This is a genomic window from Paenarthrobacter sp. RAF54_2, assembly GCF_052113945.1.
Classification (GTDB): Bacteria; Actinomycetota; Actinomycetes; order Actinomycetales; family Micrococcaceae; genus Arthrobacter.
The window spans coordinates 272652-289154 of sequence record NZ_JBFRDV010000002.1 but is presented as its reverse complement, the minus strand read 5'-3'; the positions used below and the strand labels follow the sequence as shown (position 1 = coordinate 289154).

Sequence of the window (16503 nt, the reverse complement as noted above, 5' to 3'; positions counted from 1 at the left end):
GTTTGAGAGCTACATACATCGTGAGCTGGTTTGTGATGAGGGGTCGTTTGGGCGGTGGCTCGGGGTTTTTGTGGGGCAGCAGTTGACTTATTCGGATGGGTTGGCTCTGCGGTTTTTGTATGAAGGGGTGGATGTTGGCTTGTTGGACTCTGTTCTTTCTGGGCAGTTGTTGGCTCGGGAGGTGCGGGAGGCTTCTTTGAAAATGGGTGGGCGGATGTTGGAGATTGGCGGGGACGTATTTCCGTCGGGGGAGTTGGAGGCGTATCGGGAGTTGGTTCGGCGGGGGGAGTGTGGGGGGCACCAGCCGTTGGCCTTTGGGGTGATTGCGCGGTCGCTGAAGGTTCCTTTTGAGGAGGCGCTTGCTGCCTATTTGTTTGCCACCGTTACTTCCCTGACGCAGAACGCCGTCCGAGCCATACCGCTCGGGCAGAACGCCGGGCAACGGATACTTCGGCACGCGCACGACGCCGTTGCTGCCGCCGTCGAGGTTGTAGCACAGCTGTGCTGGGACGACTTTGGGGCCGTGAGCCCTGGACTTGAAATTTCACAAATGCGGCACGAGCGGCAACGCGCCCGCATGTTCATGAGCTAACCCAGGAGGACACATGTCTGAACCCATCAAAATCGGTGTCGGTGGACCCGTCGGGGCCGGCAAGACACAACTCGTCGAGCGGATCACCCGGCACATGAGCGGCGACATTTCCATGGCCGCCATCACCAACGACATCTACACCATCGAAGACGCCAAAATCCTTGCGGCCAACGGCATCCTCCCCGAAGACCGCATCATCGGCGTCGAAACCGGCGGCTGCCCCCACACCGCCATCCGCGAAGACACCTCCATGAACACAGCAGCCATCGAAGAACTCAAAACCCGGCACCCCGACCTACAAGTCATCTTCATCGAATCCGGCGGCGACAACCTCTCAGCCACCTTCAGCCCCGAACTCGTCGACTTCTCCATCTACATCATCGACGTAGCGCAAGGCGAAAAAATCCCCAGAAAAGCCGGCCAAGGCATGATCAAATCCGACCTCTTCATCATCAACAAAACGGACCTCGCGCCCCATGTCGGAGCAGACCTCTCGGTCATGGAGCGGGACTCCAAGGAATTCAGGGGCAACAAACCGTTCTGCTTCACGAACCTCAAAACGGACGAAGGGTTGGACGCCGTCCTGAACTGGATCCGGCGCGACGTCCTGATGCTCGACTTGGCACAATGACGCCGCTCGAGCGCGTCGGCACGTCACCGGGGGCGGCGCCCGCCACGGGTCCGGCGGCTTCGCCGGATTTGGGGCCGTGCCCGCTTCGCGATGCCCACCACGCCGCGGCCCCCAAATCCGGCTCAGCCGCCTCATTGGTGAAGTCGCCTCGCGGCAGTGAACAGTCCACGTTGCACGCCGCATCACCACCGAAATCCGACGCCGTAGCTGCGGGGTTCCAGTCACTTGGCGTTGGTGGATTATGAGCACGCACATTGTGGTCCCGACCGGCGGTGTCGGTCCTTGGGGGAACTTGGTGCCCGACGCAGGGTTGGCTGCGGGGGTGCGGGGGCGGTTGGAGCTTTTTGTTAGTGTGCGCGGGGGGAGGTCTGTTGCTTCCCGGCAATTTCATGAGGGCGCTTTGAGAGTGTTGCGGCCGCATTATTTGGATGAGTCCGGGCAGGTTTGCTTTGTCATGGTTAATCCTGGCGGGGCGTATTTGGGGGCGGACTTGTTTCTTATTGACGTGGAGGTCCAGCCTGGGGCGGAGCTGCTGTTGACGACTCAATCGGCTACCAAGGTTTATCGGACTCCGGGGTCGTTTGCTGAGCAGCGGATGCGTGTGCGGCTGGGGGAGGGGGCGCGGTTGGAGTTGTTGCCTGACCAATTGATCGCCTATCGCGAGGCGAGTTATCGGCAGAATTCGAGCATCAGTCTCCACCCGACGTCGAGCCTTGTCATGGCTGAGGTCATTACGCCGGGGTGGTCGCCCGACGGCGGGGTGTTCCGGTATGAGGAGTTGCGGCTGCGCAATGAGATCCAGGTCGAGACCGGTGGGGGATCCCGGCTATTGGTCCTCGATAACCTCCTGATAAGGCCGCCGCTGGGTGATGTGGCTGGGATGGGGTTCATGGAGGGCTTTAGTCATGTGGGGTCGTTGGTGGTTGTGGATCCGCGGGTAAATCAGGAGCTTGCCGACGAGCTGCACCACTTGACGCGGGACCATGATGCTTACACGGGCGTTTCATTGACCAATAGTGTTGGCGGTACCACTGGACTTGTGCTGAGATCGTTGTCCAACAGCACCGACGAACTCAATAATCTGCTGGGCGCCTGCACCAGCGTTCTCCGTGAACGTTGGTATGGTCAGGGACCCGTGAACCTGAGGAAGTACTAATGACTGCGCTGACCGGGTTCGCCGCCATCTACCGGGATCGCGAGAAGTTGCCACTGCGGACCCGGCTACTTTTCACGTTCGGCGCGGTGGTCGCGCTGCACGTTGCCGCCGTCGTGCTTTTGCTGCTGGGTTCGGCAGGGGCGGCGCAGCCGCTTGCGCTGGGCTTGGTGGTCACCGCGTATGTGGCTGGAGTCAAGCACAGCTACGACTGGGACCACATCGCTGCGATCGACAACTCCACGCGAAAGTTAGTGGCCCAGCACAAGGATCCGGTGAGTGTCGGGTTCGCCTTCAGCCTTGGCCATAGTTCCGTCGTGATCCTGGCAGGGCTCCTGGTGACAGCGGGCGCAACGCTGATAGGTCAATTCATGGAGGACGGCACGGCGGGCAACAAGATGCTGGGCTTGATCGGTAGTGGAGTGTCGGGGTTGTTCCTGCTGGGGATGGGGCTCTTCAACGGCTCGGCATTCCTGCGCGCCACGCAGGTTTACCGGAGCATCCAGGCCGGCGGAACGATCCGAGAAGAAGACCTCGAGGCGAAGGGATTTGTTGCCCGGTTGCTGGCCAAGCCCCTGTCAAAGGTGGAGCGGCCGCGAAATATCTACGTGATCGGCTTCCTCTTCGGCCTCGGCTTCGATACGGCCACCACCATCGGGCTGCTGGTTATCACCACGACGGCGTCACTCGCCGGCGTCTCGCCGCTCGCCTTGATGGCGCTTCCCTTCGCGTTCACCGCTGCCATGACACTGTGCGATTCCATCAACGGCGTGGCCATGATGAAAATGTACAGATCGGCCATCAACGACCCTCAGCGGAAGCTCGGCTTCAACGTGGTGATTACCGGCATCTCGGCTGTCTCGGCGCTGTTCATCTCCGTGATCACGCTCGGGGGATTCGTCAACGCGGCGTTTGAACTCGAGGACCCGCTGACTTCGTGGCTGGGAGAGATCGACCTTGGCGATGCAGGCCTGCTCCTGGTGGCCCTGTTCGTGATCGCGTGGGCTGTTTCCGCGTGGCGTGGCCGGGTGATGCGCTAGCCCCAGCCCAAGTAAGTCGCAGCTGAGCGCGTTTTGAGAGCTCAAAACGCGCTGTGCTGCTACGTAGTTGGGCTCAGGAGGCAGCCACCGCGTTGAAGAGCTCATTGGTGTCCACGCCGAGGTCCGGGGTGTCCAGCACGTTGGTCAGGAACACGACGCACCGGTCCTGCTCCGGGAACATCCACCATTCCGTGCCCGCCCACCCGGGGTGACCGTAGATCCCTTGGGCAATCAGCTCGGATTCGTTGGCTGGCATCTGGAAACCGAGGCCTGTGTGCCGCAGGGGCTTGGGCCGGACACTGATGTGCGAAACCCCGGTGGTCCTTGGCCGGCGCATGGCCGCAAGCGTGGCGGGCCGCACTGCCTTGCCGGAATCGCGCAGCAACTCAGTGCCGAGATTGAGCAGATCCGTGGCGGTGCCGAACAAACCGGCGCCAGGGTGCTTCTTTTTGTACATTCCTTCAACGTCCAGCCCCTGCTCTTCTGCGCCACGCACGGTGTGCGGGTTGCAGTCCGTGTGGAAAGTGAGGCCTTTCGCGCCGGTGTCCTCGGCCAGCGAACGAACCTGCTCTTCGAACGGGCGTCCATCCGCCCATTCAGCCATTGCCGCAGCGCCTTCAAAAGCCACATTGCAGTACTGGACCAACGAGCCAGCATAGAAGGCTTGCTCCGCCGAGGTGAGGTCCTCGCGGAGGGGAGTGCCGCCGTCGAGCTGTGTATCCATGATTCCCGACCGGTGACTCAACAAGTGTTCGAGGGTAACCGTGTCCGTGCGGTGGGCGCCGAAGCCGGGGAGCGCGTCCGTCAAAGAATTGCCGAGCGATAATTTCCCCAGCTCAACCTGGCGCATCACCGTCATCGCGCTGATGGGTTTGGTGACTGAGAACAGCGCAAAGTGGTCATCGGTGGTTGCCTTCCGGCCGGCGTCGTGTCCAAAGGCAACGACGTCGGAGATGCCGTGGCTGGATGCAATTCCCAGCACGGCCACCGGCACGCGGCCTTGGTCCACCTGTTTGCGGGCCCAGTCTGCCGCGGGACCTGATTCCACCATGTGACTTCCACGCTTTCGCTCGGGTTCGGTGAGACGAATCTATCGAAAATTCTCCGAGCCGCGTGTAACCCCGGGACGTGGGCCGGAAACTATAGAAGTATCCTGCAGTTCAGGACACTACTTTCAGGGGGAAAATCGTGCTTTCCGAGCGCGAACTGGCGTTTATCGCCATTCACAAAAACAGCTATCCGTCCGTTTTCAGATTTGTCCGCCGCAGGGTGGAATCGGCGGAAATGGCCGAAGAAATCGCGGCGGACGTTTTCCGGGTCCTTTGGCAGAAATGGGACGACGACTCCCAACCCGATATTCCATACCTGCTCGCTGTTGCGCGCAATCTGGTGGGCAACGCCTATAGGAGCCGTGACCGGCAGCAGGCACTGCAGGAAAAACTACGCACGACGGCGGTGGAGCGTTTCGGGGACGACTCCGAGAACGTCGTTGTACAGGATGCCATGGCCCGCCTCCGCGACCAGGACCGGGACATCCTCCAGCTGGCCTATTGGGATGGTTTGGGCTGTGCCGAAATCGGGCGGGTACTCAACTGCAGTGAATCAGCAGCCAAGGTCCGCTTGCACCGCGCACGTGGTGCTTTCCGGAAACAGATGCCTGCAGGTGTCGAAACGACTACACACAAGATGGGAGTCTGAGATGGATCAGATCAAGAGCCAGATTTCCTCGATCGACCCTCTTGCCCAGGAACCAGAGGCCGAAATCAACGGCGAAGAAGCTTTGGCTCGTATGCTGACCGGGCCCAGGGTCTTCAGCGACACTGTGCCGGCTGGCGTGATCTCCCTCCAAGATCGCAGGAAAAGAAAGGTCCGGATTGCCGGAGCCTTGTTGCTGGGAGCGGCAGCTGTCACGGCAGGCGTCCTCGTGGCGGCCAACTTTGGGCCTGTGAGCTCGACGCCGGCGCCGGCAGTCACCGTCACAACGCCTGAACCAACGCCAACGCCGAGCATGTCCGCCACACCTTCGGCCAGCGCATCAGTGACCCCGTCCAGCGCTCCGACGCCGGTCACGCCCACTCAGCCGGCTCCTGCGATCGTTCCGACGGTGGCACCAACACCCACACCTACAGCACCACCAGTTGCAGCCTTGCAAAAGTTCACGTTCCCGGATGGACACATCTCCTTCAACTACCCGAGCGGCTGGACTGTTCGGACGGAGCAGGGTCCATATCTTTCGGAGGAAACGAAGGCCGCATCCCAAGGGGCCACCATCCTGGACAGCGCCGGGGACAAGGTCGCCTTTGTGTCCAGCGGGTTCTACGGAGACGGCACGGCGGGGCGGGTGGATCGGACAGTCCTGGACCGGGCAGTGGTTCCTGGTATCAGGGACATGTCAGACCAGCAAGTGGAGTTTGGCTTCTTTTCAAATAAAATCCAATTCATCCCCTACGACGGACCGGCCTACGAGGGCATGCCTTCAGCTCGTTCCGGCCCCAGCGATGATCCTCCCATTTACGCCATGGATATTCGGTTGTCGTCCGAGCTGGAGCCAGGAATTACCAGCTCTGGCACCAACCTGATCCGGATGCCCAACGGATTCATGAACGCATACGTTGTGTTCGATCCTGACAAGCAACCCACCTTCGCCACCCCCGAGGCAGCGAAGGCCTGGATGGGCAGTACGCAGTACTCGCAGCTGAAAGCCCTGCTGCTGAGCGTCAGCTACAAATAACCCCATCTGAGTAGCAGTAGAGCGCGTTCTGAGCCCTCAAAACGCGCTCTACTGCGACTTACTTGGGCGGGTGGCGCGCTTTCCTACTGGAGAACGGGCCGGAATCCTACTGTTCGTGTGCATGACACCATGCGGAAATGCTATGCAATTGCCTATAACGAACCGTCCATGACTTGAATAGGGTTGAGGAGATCTGCTTCACACCAGGCGCTGCTTCCCAGTATTCGGCGCCCTGAACTACCCGAGGATGAGTTTCAACGATGAAGAGCATCGCCCTCCTGCGCGAACGAGCCACCCGTGTCATGCCCACCGGTTCCCACTGCCCGGCCTCGGGTTTGTGGAGCCCGGACTCGGACCCTGATGCCGTCCACGTGTTCGCCGAAGGTCACGTCCTCCCGGCGCACAACGGAGTGCCCACTGTCTGGCGGCGCCGGACCGCTGGCGAAGTCTCAGCATGACCAGCTCCATTCTGAACAGGCCCGCCGACTACCGGCACGTGCCGGCAACCCAGTGGACTGAACTGGGCACCGGGGATCGCGTCTGGATCTACGATGTCGCCTGGGGTGCCGGTACCGGCCGTGTTGACGACGTATCGCAGCATCAGGAACTTTTGTGGGTGGTCCTTGAACCCACTGGACGGAAGCTGTTCTGCGGAACCGACGACGTCCAGGTCTGGGCGGCCTAACCCGCCGGAACCAAAACGCTCGGGGACCCCGTCTCCACCCTGCCCACGGGCCCGTCGGGCAGGCCGGTTTCGGGGTCGAGCCTGAAACTCAGGACGTCGTTGGAACCTTCATGCGCCACCAGGAGCCATCCGTCGTAGACCAGGTGGTGCCGTGGCCAATCGCCCCCGCTTGGCACATCGGCCAGGGGCGTCACGTCCGTGCCCTGGCCGCCCACCTTCAGGACGCACATCCGGTTGGAGCCGCGGACTCCCACATAGACGAACCGGCCGTCAGTGGACATTGCAATCTCGGCGGCGGAGTCGCCGTCGAACGCTTTGTTGACACTGGCCGGAAGCACGGCGGTGAGTTCGTAGACTCCTTGGGGTTCGGCCCTGACAGCTGCAACCTCAATCGAGTATTCCGTGTCGATGAATACCGTTCCGCTGGGATGCCGCACCATGTGCCGCGGGCCCGAGCCCTTGGGCAGGATCACATGGTGGTCCGGCAGCAGCCCCTTGCCCGGCTCATACCGCCAAATCCGCACAAGGTCGTGTCCGAGGTCCGTGGTCATCACGCGACCATCGGGAAGCATAAGGCTCGAATGTGCACGGCTGGGCCGCGGCTCGTCGGTGGGTGCGGTCTGATGGGGGTCGACGGCGGCTTCCGCAGTGGTGCGCGACGTGATGGCGCCGTCGTGGTCCAGTTCGTACAGAATCACCTGGCCGTCGCCCCAGCAGGTGACCACAATGAATCGCCCCTGCGAATCTGCTGCGACATGGCAAGCGGCCTCGCCCGCCAGCCACGGCTCGCCCATTTGCTCGAGTTCAGCGGTGCCGGTAGTGCGGTAAGCCCGCACCATCTTGCCTTCCTCGGCCACGGCATAGAGCACAGGGAGGGTTGGGTGGACGGTCAGGAAAGATGGCGAGTTCGCTGCGACGGCCAAGCCAAGCGAAGTGAGTTTCCCGTCTGTATCCAGGGTGATGGCGCCGATCCCTTCGCCATTTCCATTCCGGTCCGCGGTGTAGGACCCGGTCCAGATCAGTTTTTTGGTGCCTGCTGTTTCCATGCGGTGTTCCCCCATGCTTAGTGTCCCCAATCCTTCAATGTCCCCTGTCCCCTAGTGTCCCTGTACGTCCGAGTCGACGCCGGCATCAGGTCCGGCGTCGAGGGTTTGTAACCTTCTCAGGTCATCCTGGTCCAGCTCGAAGTCGAAGACGTCAAGGTTCTCCTGCATCCGTTTCGGGTTGGAGGTCTTGGGGATGGCAACCAGGCCCTGCTGGACGTGCCAACGCAGAACAACCTGGCCGGGCGTCTTGCCGTGCTTGCTGCCGATGCTTCCCAGAACAGGGGCATTCAGGAGATCGCTGCTGGCACCAAGTGGACTGTAGGACTCCGTGACAATCCCGTGCTGCTCGTTGAACGCGATGGCAACAGGACGCGGGATGGCGGGACTGACCTGGATCTGGTTGACCGCCGGGACAACATCCGTTTCCCTGAACAGCCGGTCAAGGTGCGAAGGCTTGAAATTGGAAACGCCGATGGAACGAACCTTGCCTGAGGCCTGCAGTTCCTCGAAGGTCTTCCAGGTGGAGACGAACTCGTCGCGGCGGGGGAGCGGCCAGTGGATCAGCAGCAGGTCAACGTAGTCCAGCCCCAGACGTTCCAGCGAGCCATCGAGCCCTGCCACTGCCTTGCCCGAACCCTGGAATCCACCGTCCAGCTTGGTGGTGACGAAGAGCTCGCCCCGGTCAACTCCGCAGGCGCGGATTCCGTTGCCGACTCCCTTCTCATTGCCGTATTTGACTGCCGTATCAATGTGCCGATAACCGTGTGAAACAGCTTCGACGACGGCGTCAGCAACCTGGGCATCATCCAGGGGCCATGTACCCAACCCCAGTTGCGGAATCTTGTAGCCGTCGTTGAGTTCAATGAGCGGGGCCAGTGTCATTGGCGTGATCTCCTCTGGTGCTGGAATCTCTATGGGCGGGTCTCTTTGCTGTTCTACGCTGGCCACTGGCTGCTTGGCAACAGCTACCGCCCCGCCACTCCTCGAGCCGACCACTCATAAAGCCGATCGCTCAGCTCCATGAAGTCTTCACCCACCACCTGCAGTTCCGGATGCTGATCGTGCCAGTCGATGATCTCCCTCGCGCCGTCCGCGAACGGGATGGTTGCCTTGTAGTCCGGCACGAGTGCCTTGATCTTGGAGTTATCGAACACCACCGAGTGCGAGCGGTCACCCAGAAGGTTGGGGCCAAGCTCTTTGCTATGGGCGGCGATTGTCTCAGAGGAAACATGGAACAGCTCAGGTTCGGGAACGCCGGCCGCCCGGGCGAAGAGACGATAGATCTGGTTCCACGGCAAGAACTCGTCGGAAGTAATGGTGTAGCTCTCACCGACAGCCTGCGGCCTTCCCAAGAGCCCAACGAAGGCCTTGGCGAAATCACGGCTGTGAGTCAGCGTCCACAGGGACGTCCCGTCCCCATGAACCAACACGGGCATTCCCGCGCGCATCCGGTGAATGTCAGTCCAACCACCCACCATTGCGATCTTGGTCCGATCATAGGTGTGGGATGGCCGGACCACCGTCACGGGGAAGTCCTGCTCGCGGTAGGCCTCAAAGAACATCTCCTCGCAGGCAATCTTGTCCTGCGAGTACTTCCAAAACGGGTTCTTCAGGGGAGTCGATTCCCTGATGGGCAGGGTGTTCGGTGGCTTTTGGTACGCCGAGGCGGAACTGATGAAAACGTACTGGCCCGTCCTCCCTCGGAACATCTCCAAGCCAGCCCGCGCGTGACCGGGAGTGAAGGAGATGAAGTCCGCAACGGCGTCGAACTCCCTTCCGCGAAGTACCTCCCGTACAGCCTCGGTGTCCCGGATGTCCGCATGAAGTACTTCAGCACCATCAGGGACCGGCCGCCCGGCTGACCGTCCCCTGTTGAGGATGGTCAGCCGGTGGCCCAGCGCTACGGCGCGTTCAGCCGCCGCCGCGCTGATGACCCCGGTCCCGCCGATGAACAGGATGTTCCGCGGCGAGACGGTGTCCGCTTCGGGGAGGAGGCTGCTCACCAGGCGTAGTCCTCCGGGGCGGTGCGGTGGCCTGGGAAGATGTCATCGAGGCGCTTGAGCGCATCCTCGTTGAGGGTCACGTCCAGGGCGCGGATTGCGGCATCCAGTTGCTCCTGCGTGCGCGGTCCAACGATCGGCGCCGTCACGGCAGGCTGATGAAGCAACCAAGCCAGGGCAACGTCTCCGGGCTTCTGCCCGAGTTCGTCGGCGAATTCCTCGTACTGACGGATCTGGTCCTCATGCTTGCGCAGCGTCTCCAGTGCACGGCCTTCCGTGCGGCGAACGCCCTGCTCCTCCTTCTTCAGTACGCCGCCCAGCAGGCCGCCCTGCAGCGGTGACCACGGGATCAGGCCGAGCCCGTACTGTTGCGCGGCAGGGATGACCTCAAGCTCCAGTTCGCGCCGGAAGAGGTTGTAAATGGACTGCTCACTGACCAGGCCGGTGTAATTCCGCCTGCGGGCGGCTTCCTGGGCTTGGGCGATGTGCCAGCCGGCAAAGTTGCTGCTTCCCGAATACAGGATCTTGCCCTGCTGGACGGCCACCTCGATTGCCTGCCAGATCTCATCCCACGGTGTCTGACGGTCGATGTGATGGAACTGGTAGATATCGATGTAATCCGTCTGCAGCCGCTTCAGGCTGGCATCCAGGGCACGGCGAATGTTCAGCGCGGAGAGCTTTGATTCATTCGGCCGATCCGTCATGGTGCCATACAGCTTGGTGGCCAGCACGGTCCGTTCCCGGCGCTCGCCGCCCTTCGCGAACCATCGCCCGATGATTTCCTCGGTCCATCCCCGGTGGCCCGAACCGCCGTAGACGTTGGCGGTATCGAAGAAGTTGATGCCGGAATCCAGTGCGGAATCCATGATGGAGTGCGCCGTTGCTTCATCCGTCTGGGGGCCGAAGTTCATGGTGCCCAGGCAGAGACGCGAAACTTTCAGGCCGGAGCGCCCAAGGTTGGTGTACTGCATGTTTTTGGTCCTCTACTTTGTCTATTTAGAGCTGGGTAAAAGCCGCGACGGCGGGATCGGAACCTATGCGGGCCCCGGCCTCCAAGGCGGTGATGGCAGCCAGTTCGGATTGGGTAAGGGTGAGATCGGCGGCTCCAAGGTTTTCCCGCATCCTGGCAGAGTCCGCGGACTTGGGAATCACGATGGTTCCCTGCGCGAGGTGCCAGGCCAGAATTACCTGTGCCGGGGTTGTTTCGTGTGCGGCAGCCACCAAGGCCACTACCTCGGCGTTCAGGTCCTTGCCCTGCCCCAACGGGCTGTACGCCTCAACGGCGATGCTGAGATCGCGGCACTTGTTTGCAAGATCGGCCTGCTGGTACGTGGGGTGCAGCTCGATCTGGTTCACGGCCGGCACCACGTCCGCTTCCCTCAACAGCGTGTCCACGTGGTCCGAGAGGAAGTTGGAGATGCCGATGGACCGAATCTGCTTGTCCTGGTAGAGCTTCTCTATCTCCTTCCAAGCCTGCGTGTACAGCCCCTGTGAAGGGACGGGCCAGTGGATCAGGTAGAGGTCAACTACCTCCAAGCCGAGGGCGTCGCGGCTGCGTTGGAAGGCGTCGTACGCCTCGCCCTGCTCTCCGTTGCGGAGCTTGGTGGTGATGAATAGGTCTTCCCGGGGAAGGCCTGATGCGGCGAGGGCGGCGCCCACGCCGGCCTCATTCCGATAGGCGGCGGCAGTATCGATGTGCCGGTATCCCGCCTCCAAAGCGTCTTCCACCACCTTCTGCGTTTCTTCCGGAGGCACCTGGAAAACACCGAATCCGAGCTGGGGAATGGTGACGCCGTTATTTAGGGTCAGCTCTGGCATGAGGTCTCCTTCGAGGTAGATATGTCCAAGCCTGCCCGTGGTTCCTGTGAGCTCGGCCGGGTAAGCCGGTTTTCCAGAAAGCGTTTTCGGGAGGCTCTGTACTGAGCCTATTCAGTTTTCGTCGGAGAGTCAGCAACCCAGCCTGATCCTGTTTTTCCTAGGTCTGGCAGTCCTACCCAAATCGGTGGTCCTGCTCTGGTCTTGCCCGCCGCGATAACGGCAGAATGGACGGATGGGTCAAAGCGCCGAGTTCGGAAAATTTCTCAAAGTCATGCGAGCCCGCCTTTCGCCGGAGGACGCCGGGGGCCAGGAGTCCACGGGCTCACGCAGGGTGCCCGGTCTCCGCCGCGAAGAGGTGGCGAGGCTCTCCGGGGTGAGCACTGACTACTACACACGCCTCGAGCAAGGCCGGAACATCCACCCCTCCAAGGCAGTCCTCGACTCTGTAGCGAGAGCACTGCGCCTGGACGCGGGGGAGCACGCGCACATGCTGGACCTGCTTGAGCACTGCGCGAGTTCGGCCGGCAATCCCGGCCCCGCCCAAAAGGTGCGCCCCGCGTTGCGGCAGCTGCTGGACGCCGTCGGCGATGTTCCCGCCATGGTCCTGGGGCGACGCGCGGATGTATTGGCCGGAAACCGGATGGCTCATCTGCTGTTCACGGATTTCACGGCGCTGCCCGCCACTGAGCGGAACCTGACCCGCTGGATCATTCTGGATCCTGCAGCCAAGGACCTGTTCAGGGACTGGAAAACCGTGGCCGCCGAGGCAGTGGGTGCCTTGCGGATGGATGTAGGCAGACACCCCAACGATCCGCAAACCAACCAGCTCGTAGGCGAACTCGCGGTCCATAGTGAGCATTTCCGTCAATGGTGGGCTGGGCACAGGGTGGCCTCACGCTCTGCCGGCACGGTGAGATTGCACCACACGCTGATTGGCGATCTTGAACTGAACTTTGAAACGCTAAGCCTCCCGGACGATCCCGACCAGCTGCTGAGGGTCCATTCCGCGAAGGCGGGCTCGCCGTCGTCGGACGCTTTGACCCTGCTCAGCAGCTTTGGCGAGGTGCCCGAAGCGATCCAGCCGGCCCCCGAACCCGCCCGCCGAGATGACAGTTGACGCCCATGTTTTTGCTGAACATGGGCGTCAACTGTCATCTCGCGGGGGAGGGGATCAGCGCTCCAGGCGGAAACCAAGCTTGATGGTCACCTGCCAGTCGGCAATTGCACCGTCCTGCAGATGACCGCGGATCTCTTTCACCTCGAACCAGTCCAGGTTACGCAGCGTCTGGGAGGCGGCGGCAATGCCATTCCTGACGGCCGCATCGACGCCCTCGGAAGAAGTGCCAACAATTTCGGAAACGCTATATGTGTGGTCAGCCATGGTGCTCCTCATCATCGTCCCTGAATCTTTGAAAATGCTGGCCCGCTCGGCAGGCCGTTCCTGCAGACTAGCCCACGGACGTCCGTGCGGGCCAGAGGTCGGGCGGGCTCAGCTTTCGCGCCAGTCATTGCCCGTGATGTGCGATCCTGCATGCGGTCCCATTTGGAGCATTCCGCCGTCCACGGGCCACGAGGCGCCAGTGACGTAGCTGGAATCCGGGGAGGCCAGGAAAGCGATGACGGCGGCAATTTCCCGTGCGTCACCTGGACGGCCAAGGGGCACGCCCGGCCGTTCCTTCTGCCTGGGGTCCTCGTCCGTTTGGCCCGTCATGGGTGTTGCGATCTCACCGGGAGCAACATTGTTGGCGGTGATGCCAAACTCTGCAAGTTCCAAAGCCATGGTCTTGATGAGCCCGCCAAGGCCGTGCTTTGAGGCGTCGTAGGCGGAGGCTCCGACCCGTGGCTGGAACTCGTGCACGCTCGTGACGGCGATGATGCGCCCGCCGCGGCCGGCCTTGACCATCCTTTTGGCGGCTGCCTGCATGGCCACGAAAGCACCGTTGAGGTTGGTGTCCAAGGTGGACATCCAGGTGTCGTAGTCCAGTTCGAGGAACTTGGTGCCATCGCCCGTTCCGGAGTTGTTGACGAACACGTCCACGCCGCCGAGTTCCTCGGCCAGCTTGTCAATGCTTGCAGCGGTTTCGGAGACGTTCGTGGTGTCCAAGTGCTGCACCACCGCTTTGCGGCCCAGGCCGCGGACTTCTTCTGCGGTGTCCTCGGCACCTTGCTGGTCCGTGTGCCAGGTAATGCCGACGTCCATGCCTGCCTTGGCCAGAGCAACCGCCGTGGCGCGTCCTATCCCAGAGTCAGATCCTGTAACGATGGCGGTTTGCGGGGAAAATGATGCCTCGCTCATGTCCTTGCCTTTCGGTCGCGTGATGGTTCCGATGACTTATCTCTACCCGGACACGCCGGATCGTAAACACTCGGTTGGAAGATGCCAGGTCCCGGCGGGGGATCACGATGGAGTGTAGATTTTTAGCAGCACCACCAGTGAATTCCCACAACCAGGAGTACTCATGTCTGAAGTTATTGTCGTCGGCGTTGACAGCAGCGAAACGGCCAAACGCGCAGCAGTGGCAGCAGCGAAGCTTGCCACAGCCCTTGGCGCCGAGTTGCACGTCATCAGCGGGTTCTCCGATGACCGCATTGAAGAATTTGGCAGCGGCAGCGACCGGATCACGGTTTCTTCGGCCGACTCCGCAGAATACGTGGCCCGCAAGGTCTCTGAGGAACTCGATGTCCCCAGCGGCAACATCAAGTACTTCGCAGCCCGCGGTACGCCGGCCAACGCGCTCATCAACTACGCCGAGACCAACAACGCCTCGCTGATCGTGGTCGGAAACAAGCGGATGAAGGGCCTCGGCCGTGTCTTGGGCAGCATCGCCAACAGCGTGGCACACGGCGCTCCGTGCGACGTGTACATCGTGAACACGGACGTGGACGCGTAGCCCTTTCTTATTAGGTAGCAGCAGAGGCCGTTTTGGAAGCTCAAAACGGCCTCTGCTGCTGTTCAGTTGGGGAGAATTCATGGCCGTGGAAAGGCCTCGCCAAGCCGCTGAGTGCTATCTTCGGGCGAATTCCAAGAGGGCGCTCATGGCCCTTGTGGCCTTCTTGAGCTGCTCCGTGGTGACGGCATGGTGCCCGTACCCAGCGCGAGTTTTCATGCCCAGCAGAGCGGTTAGATGCTTGGCTGCGGCTTCATCTACCGTCCTCAGAAGGCCCGCAGCCTCGTTGTGGTCTTGACTCTGTGCGAACTGCCCGAGGCGGGCAATGCAGATGGCGTCAGAGGCGGCAATGCCGGCGTGGACGCAGAGTGTTGCCACGGCATCAGCTACTTCATGGTGTTCCTCGGCCAGTTCGAGTGCGTCCAAGGCAACTTTTTGGAACTGCACAGCCTTATTCAAACGACCCAGGCGGATAGCTTCGCTTCCTTGCGCGGTCCTCATTTACGCGACGCTGTCCGCGCGTAGTACGCGCCTCAGCCAGGTAGCGTCGCCGAAAAGTGTGTACCCGTCGGTGATGATCGAATCGAAGATCGGGGAGGGTGCAACTTCGGACTCCAGATAGACCAGGGGCCGCGTGTCGTTGCCTGTCCACGCACTGACATCGGCGGCCAGCTGCGCAATCCTGGTGTCAGCCTGCGACTCGTCACTGGGGTCATTGAGGGCTATGAAAAGGTCTATATCGCTATCGTTGCGCATGTCATTACGTGCAGCTGAGCCAAAGATCGTGACGACAATGGGCGAGAATTCCCACATCTCGATTTCGCTCCGGATGCGGGCGAAGAGGCGATCTTTTGATAAGGCCATCGCGATCACTGCCTCGGCCAAAAGGTGATCACGGTTGAGCCGGAAAACGTGCGTTCTTCCGGCCACCTTGTCCAAGACGATGCCCTGAGCGACGAGGCGAATCAGGGCCTTGCGGACGCCGGCAAGGGAACTGCGCTCGGGAAGAAGGTTGGAGAGGTTGGGGGCTGTGAACTCGGCATCAGCGCGCGCCAGGACGTACAGGACACCCATGTCAAGCGTGGGGCTGATGGTCGTCAGCGGGTTCTGCAGCCGCATGGCGTCTCCCAGATCTACTATTGTGCACTTATAAGTACAATAGTAGACATCCGCCGAGCCAGTTGGGCTAGGCCTCCAGAACGTACGTCTTCAGATCGTCCAGGGTCTGCTGCATGTGGGCGTCCATGGCCAGCCGTGCCTCGTGCGGATTCCGCGAGTCCAAGGCCGCTGCGATTTTCCGGTGATGGCCGATCGCGTGCTCCTGGATTTCAGGGAAAGCTGAGGTCTCCGTGCGCCGCGCTTCGAGTACACGATGCAGTGGCTCGAACAGTACTGCCACGAACACGTTGCCCGAGGCATGGAGGATGACGTCGTGGAAGGCGAGATCGGCTTCCACGAAGGCGGCCACGTCATTAACCTCGTGCGCGGCTTGCATCTTTTCAACATGCTCTTTGAGGCTGATCAGCTCGTCGTCGGAGATGCGTTCCGCAGCGAGTTCGCAGGCGCCGGTCTCCAGCATCCGGCGTAGCTCGATGAGCTGGACGGCAGCTGCCGCGTCTTTGGTTCCTTCGGATGCCGCACGCAGGACAGCCTCCAGGGATGCCCACTGGTTCAGCGGATTAACGAACGTACCGCGGCCACGCTCCACGCTGAGGATCCGCTGCGCTTCGAGTGTTTTCATGGCTTCGCGCACGGTCATGCGGCTCACCTCGTGCCGGGCGCTGAGCTCCAGTTCGCCCGGGACAATCGTTCCCGGCGGAAACTCGCCCGCGATGATCCGGTCCAGCAGCTCATCAGCAACGACGCCCACCAGCGACTTGCGTGCCATGTATCCCCATTTCCCGTAATTCAGACCGTCC

21 protein-coding genes are annotated in these 16503 nt (G+C 61.4%); 10 read left to right on the top strand and 11 right to left on the bottom strand.

What is annotated here, in order from left to right:
• The 4 genes from AB4Y87_RS02840 to AB4Y87_RS02825 all read left to right on the top strand — a co-directional run.
• A partial coding sequence (locus AB4Y87_RS02840) for an urease accessory protein UreF (RefSeq protein WP_442002966.1) occupies positions 1–592 on the top strand: 592 nt, incomplete at its 5' end.
• A 13-nt stretch (positions 593–605) separates the two neighbouring features.
• On the top strand, positions 606–1223 hold the full coding sequence (ureG, locus tag AB4Y87_RS02835) for an urease accessory protein UreG (RefSeq protein ID WP_442002965.1): 618 nt from the start codon (positions 606–608) through the stop codon (positions 1221–1223).
• Positions 1224–1464: 241 nt separating this feature from the next.
• Positions 1465–2379, top strand: coding sequence for an urease accessory protein UreD (locus AB4Y87_RS02830; RefSeq protein WP_442002964.1), 915 nt, complete (start codon positions 1465–1467; stop codon positions 2377–2379).
• The gene (locus AB4Y87_RS02825) at positions 2379–3416 is read left to right on the top strand and encodes a HoxN/HupN/NixA family nickel/cobalt transporter (protein WP_442002963.1); all 1038 of its coding nucleotides are present in this window, start codon (positions 2379–2381) and stop codon (positions 3414–3416) included. The genes AB4Y87_RS02830 and AB4Y87_RS02825 overlap by 1 nt, the downstream gene beginning before the upstream one ends.
• Before the next feature lie 73 nt (positions 3417–3489).
• Here AB4Y87_RS02825 and AB4Y87_RS02820 read toward each other — a convergent pair whose 3' ends face one another.
• Positions 3490–4467, bottom strand: coding sequence for a serine hydrolase domain-containing protein (locus AB4Y87_RS02820; protein WP_442002962.1), 978 nt, complete (start codon positions 4465–4467; stop codon positions 3490–3492).
• A gap of 137 nt (positions 4468–4604) precedes the next feature.
• Here AB4Y87_RS02820 and AB4Y87_RS02815 point away from each other — a divergent pair, with 137 nt between their 5' ends.
• The 4 genes from AB4Y87_RS02815 (at position 4605) to AB4Y87_RS02800 (ending at position 6832) form a co-directional block, all read left to right on the top strand.
• Positions 4605–5114 carry an RNA polymerase sigma factor gene (locus tag AB4Y87_RS02815; RefSeq protein ID WP_442002961.1) on the top strand — a complete coding sequence of 170 codons (510 nt, stop codon included), beginning with the start codon at positions 4605–4607 and terminating at the stop codon, positions 5112–5114.
• Position 5115: 1 nt separating this feature from the next.
• A complete protein-coding gene (locus tag AB4Y87_RS02810) occupies positions 5116–6147 on the top strand; it encodes a hypothetical protein (protein ID WP_442002960.1) in 1032 nt (343 codons plus the stop codon).
• Positions 6148–6407: 260 nt separating this feature from the next.
• On the top strand, positions 6408–6605 hold the full coding sequence (locus AB4Y87_RS02805) for a hypothetical protein (protein ID WP_442002959.1): 198 nt from the start codon (positions 6408–6410) through the stop codon (positions 6603–6605).
• Entirely contained in the window at positions 6602–6832 is a 231-nt protein-coding gene (locus tag AB4Y87_RS02800; RefSeq protein WP_442002958.1) for a hypothetical protein, read from the top strand. The genes AB4Y87_RS02805 and AB4Y87_RS02800 overlap by 4 nt, the downstream gene beginning before the upstream one ends.
• Here AB4Y87_RS02800 and AB4Y87_RS02795 read toward each other — a convergent pair.
• The 5 genes from AB4Y87_RS02795 to AB4Y87_RS02775 all read right to left on the bottom strand — a co-directional run bounded on the left by AB4Y87_RS02795 (position 6829) and on the right by AB4Y87_RS02775 (position 11696).
• Entirely contained in the window at positions 6829–7893 is a 1065-nt protein-coding gene (locus AB4Y87_RS02795; RefSeq protein WP_442002957.1) for a lactonase family protein, read from the bottom strand. The two genes, AB4Y87_RS02800 and AB4Y87_RS02795, sit on opposite strands and share 4 nt — an antisense overlap.
• 36 nt (positions 7894–7929) lie before the next feature.
• Positions 7930–8760 (bottom strand): aldo/keto reductase, encoded by an 831-nt coding sequence (locus AB4Y87_RS02790; protein ID WP_442002956.1) that lies wholly within the window; start codon positions 8758–8760, stop codon positions 7930–7932.
• 83 nt (positions 8761–8843) lie between these two features.
• On the bottom strand, positions 8844–9881 hold the full coding sequence (locus tag AB4Y87_RS02785) for an NAD-dependent epimerase/dehydratase family protein (protein ID WP_442002955.1): 1038 nt from the start codon (positions 9879–9881) through the stop codon (positions 8844–8846).
• Positions 9878–10849: an aldo/keto reductase gene (locus tag AB4Y87_RS02780; RefSeq protein WP_442002954.1), complete on the bottom strand. Its 972-nt coding sequence runs from the start codon at positions 10847–10849 to the stop codon at positions 9878–9880. The genes AB4Y87_RS02785 and AB4Y87_RS02780 overlap by 4 nt, the downstream gene beginning before the upstream one ends.
• Positions 10850–10874: 25 nt before the next feature.
• A complete protein-coding gene (locus AB4Y87_RS02775) occupies positions 10875–11696 on the bottom strand; it encodes an aldo/keto reductase (RefSeq protein ID WP_442002953.1) in 822 nt (273 codons plus the stop codon).
• Between the two features lie 232 nt (positions 11697–11928).
• On the opposite strand from AB4Y87_RS02775, the gene AB4Y87_RS02770 reads away from it, so the two are divergent.
• Positions 11929–12813: a helix-turn-helix transcriptional regulator gene (locus AB4Y87_RS02770; RefSeq protein ID WP_442002952.1), complete on the top strand. Its 885-nt coding sequence runs from the start codon at positions 11929–11931 to the stop codon at positions 12811–12813.
• A gap of 54 nt (positions 12814–12867) precedes the next feature.
• Here the strand turns inward: AB4Y87_RS02770 and AB4Y87_RS02765 are convergent, their stop codons facing one another.
• Positions 12868–13077 carry a dodecin gene (locus tag AB4Y87_RS02765; protein WP_442002951.1) on the bottom strand — a complete coding sequence of 70 codons (210 nt, stop codon included), beginning with the start codon at positions 13075–13077 and terminating at the stop codon, positions 12868–12870.
• Between the two features lie 108 nt (positions 13078–13185).
• Positions 13186–13992 carry an SDR family oxidoreductase gene (locus tag AB4Y87_RS02760; protein WP_442002950.1) on the bottom strand — a complete coding sequence of 269 codons (807 nt, stop codon included), beginning with the start codon at positions 13990–13992 and terminating at the stop codon, positions 13186–13188.
• Between the two features lie 163 nt (positions 13993–14155).
• Here AB4Y87_RS02760 and AB4Y87_RS02755 point away from each other — a divergent pair, with 163 nt between their 5' ends.
• Positions 14156–14587 (top strand): universal stress protein, encoded by a 432-nt coding sequence (locus tag AB4Y87_RS02755; RefSeq protein ID WP_431117519.1) that lies wholly within the window; start codon positions 14156–14158, stop codon positions 14585–14587.
• A 114-nt stretch (positions 14588–14701) separates the two neighbouring features.
• Here the strand turns inward: AB4Y87_RS02755 and AB4Y87_RS02750 are convergent, their stop codons facing one another.
• The 3 genes from AB4Y87_RS02750 to AB4Y87_RS02740 all read right to left on the bottom strand — a co-directional run bounded on the left by AB4Y87_RS02750 (position 14702) and on the right by AB4Y87_RS02740 (position 16472).
• Positions 14702–15085 carry a hypothetical protein gene (locus AB4Y87_RS02750; protein WP_442002949.1) on the bottom strand — a complete coding sequence of 128 codons (384 nt, stop codon included), beginning with the start codon at positions 15083–15085 and terminating at the stop codon, positions 14702–14704.
• Positions 15086–15703 (bottom strand): nucleotidyltransferase domain-containing protein, encoded by a 618-nt coding sequence (locus tag AB4Y87_RS02745; protein ID WP_442002948.1) that lies wholly within the window; start codon positions 15701–15703, stop codon positions 15086–15088.
• A gap of 67 nt (positions 15704–15770) precedes the next feature.
• Positions 15771–16472, bottom strand: coding sequence for a FadR/GntR family transcriptional regulator (locus AB4Y87_RS02740; protein WP_442002978.1), 702 nt, complete (start codon positions 16470–16472; stop codon positions 15771–15773).
• Positions 16473–16503 lie beyond the last annotated feature (31 nt).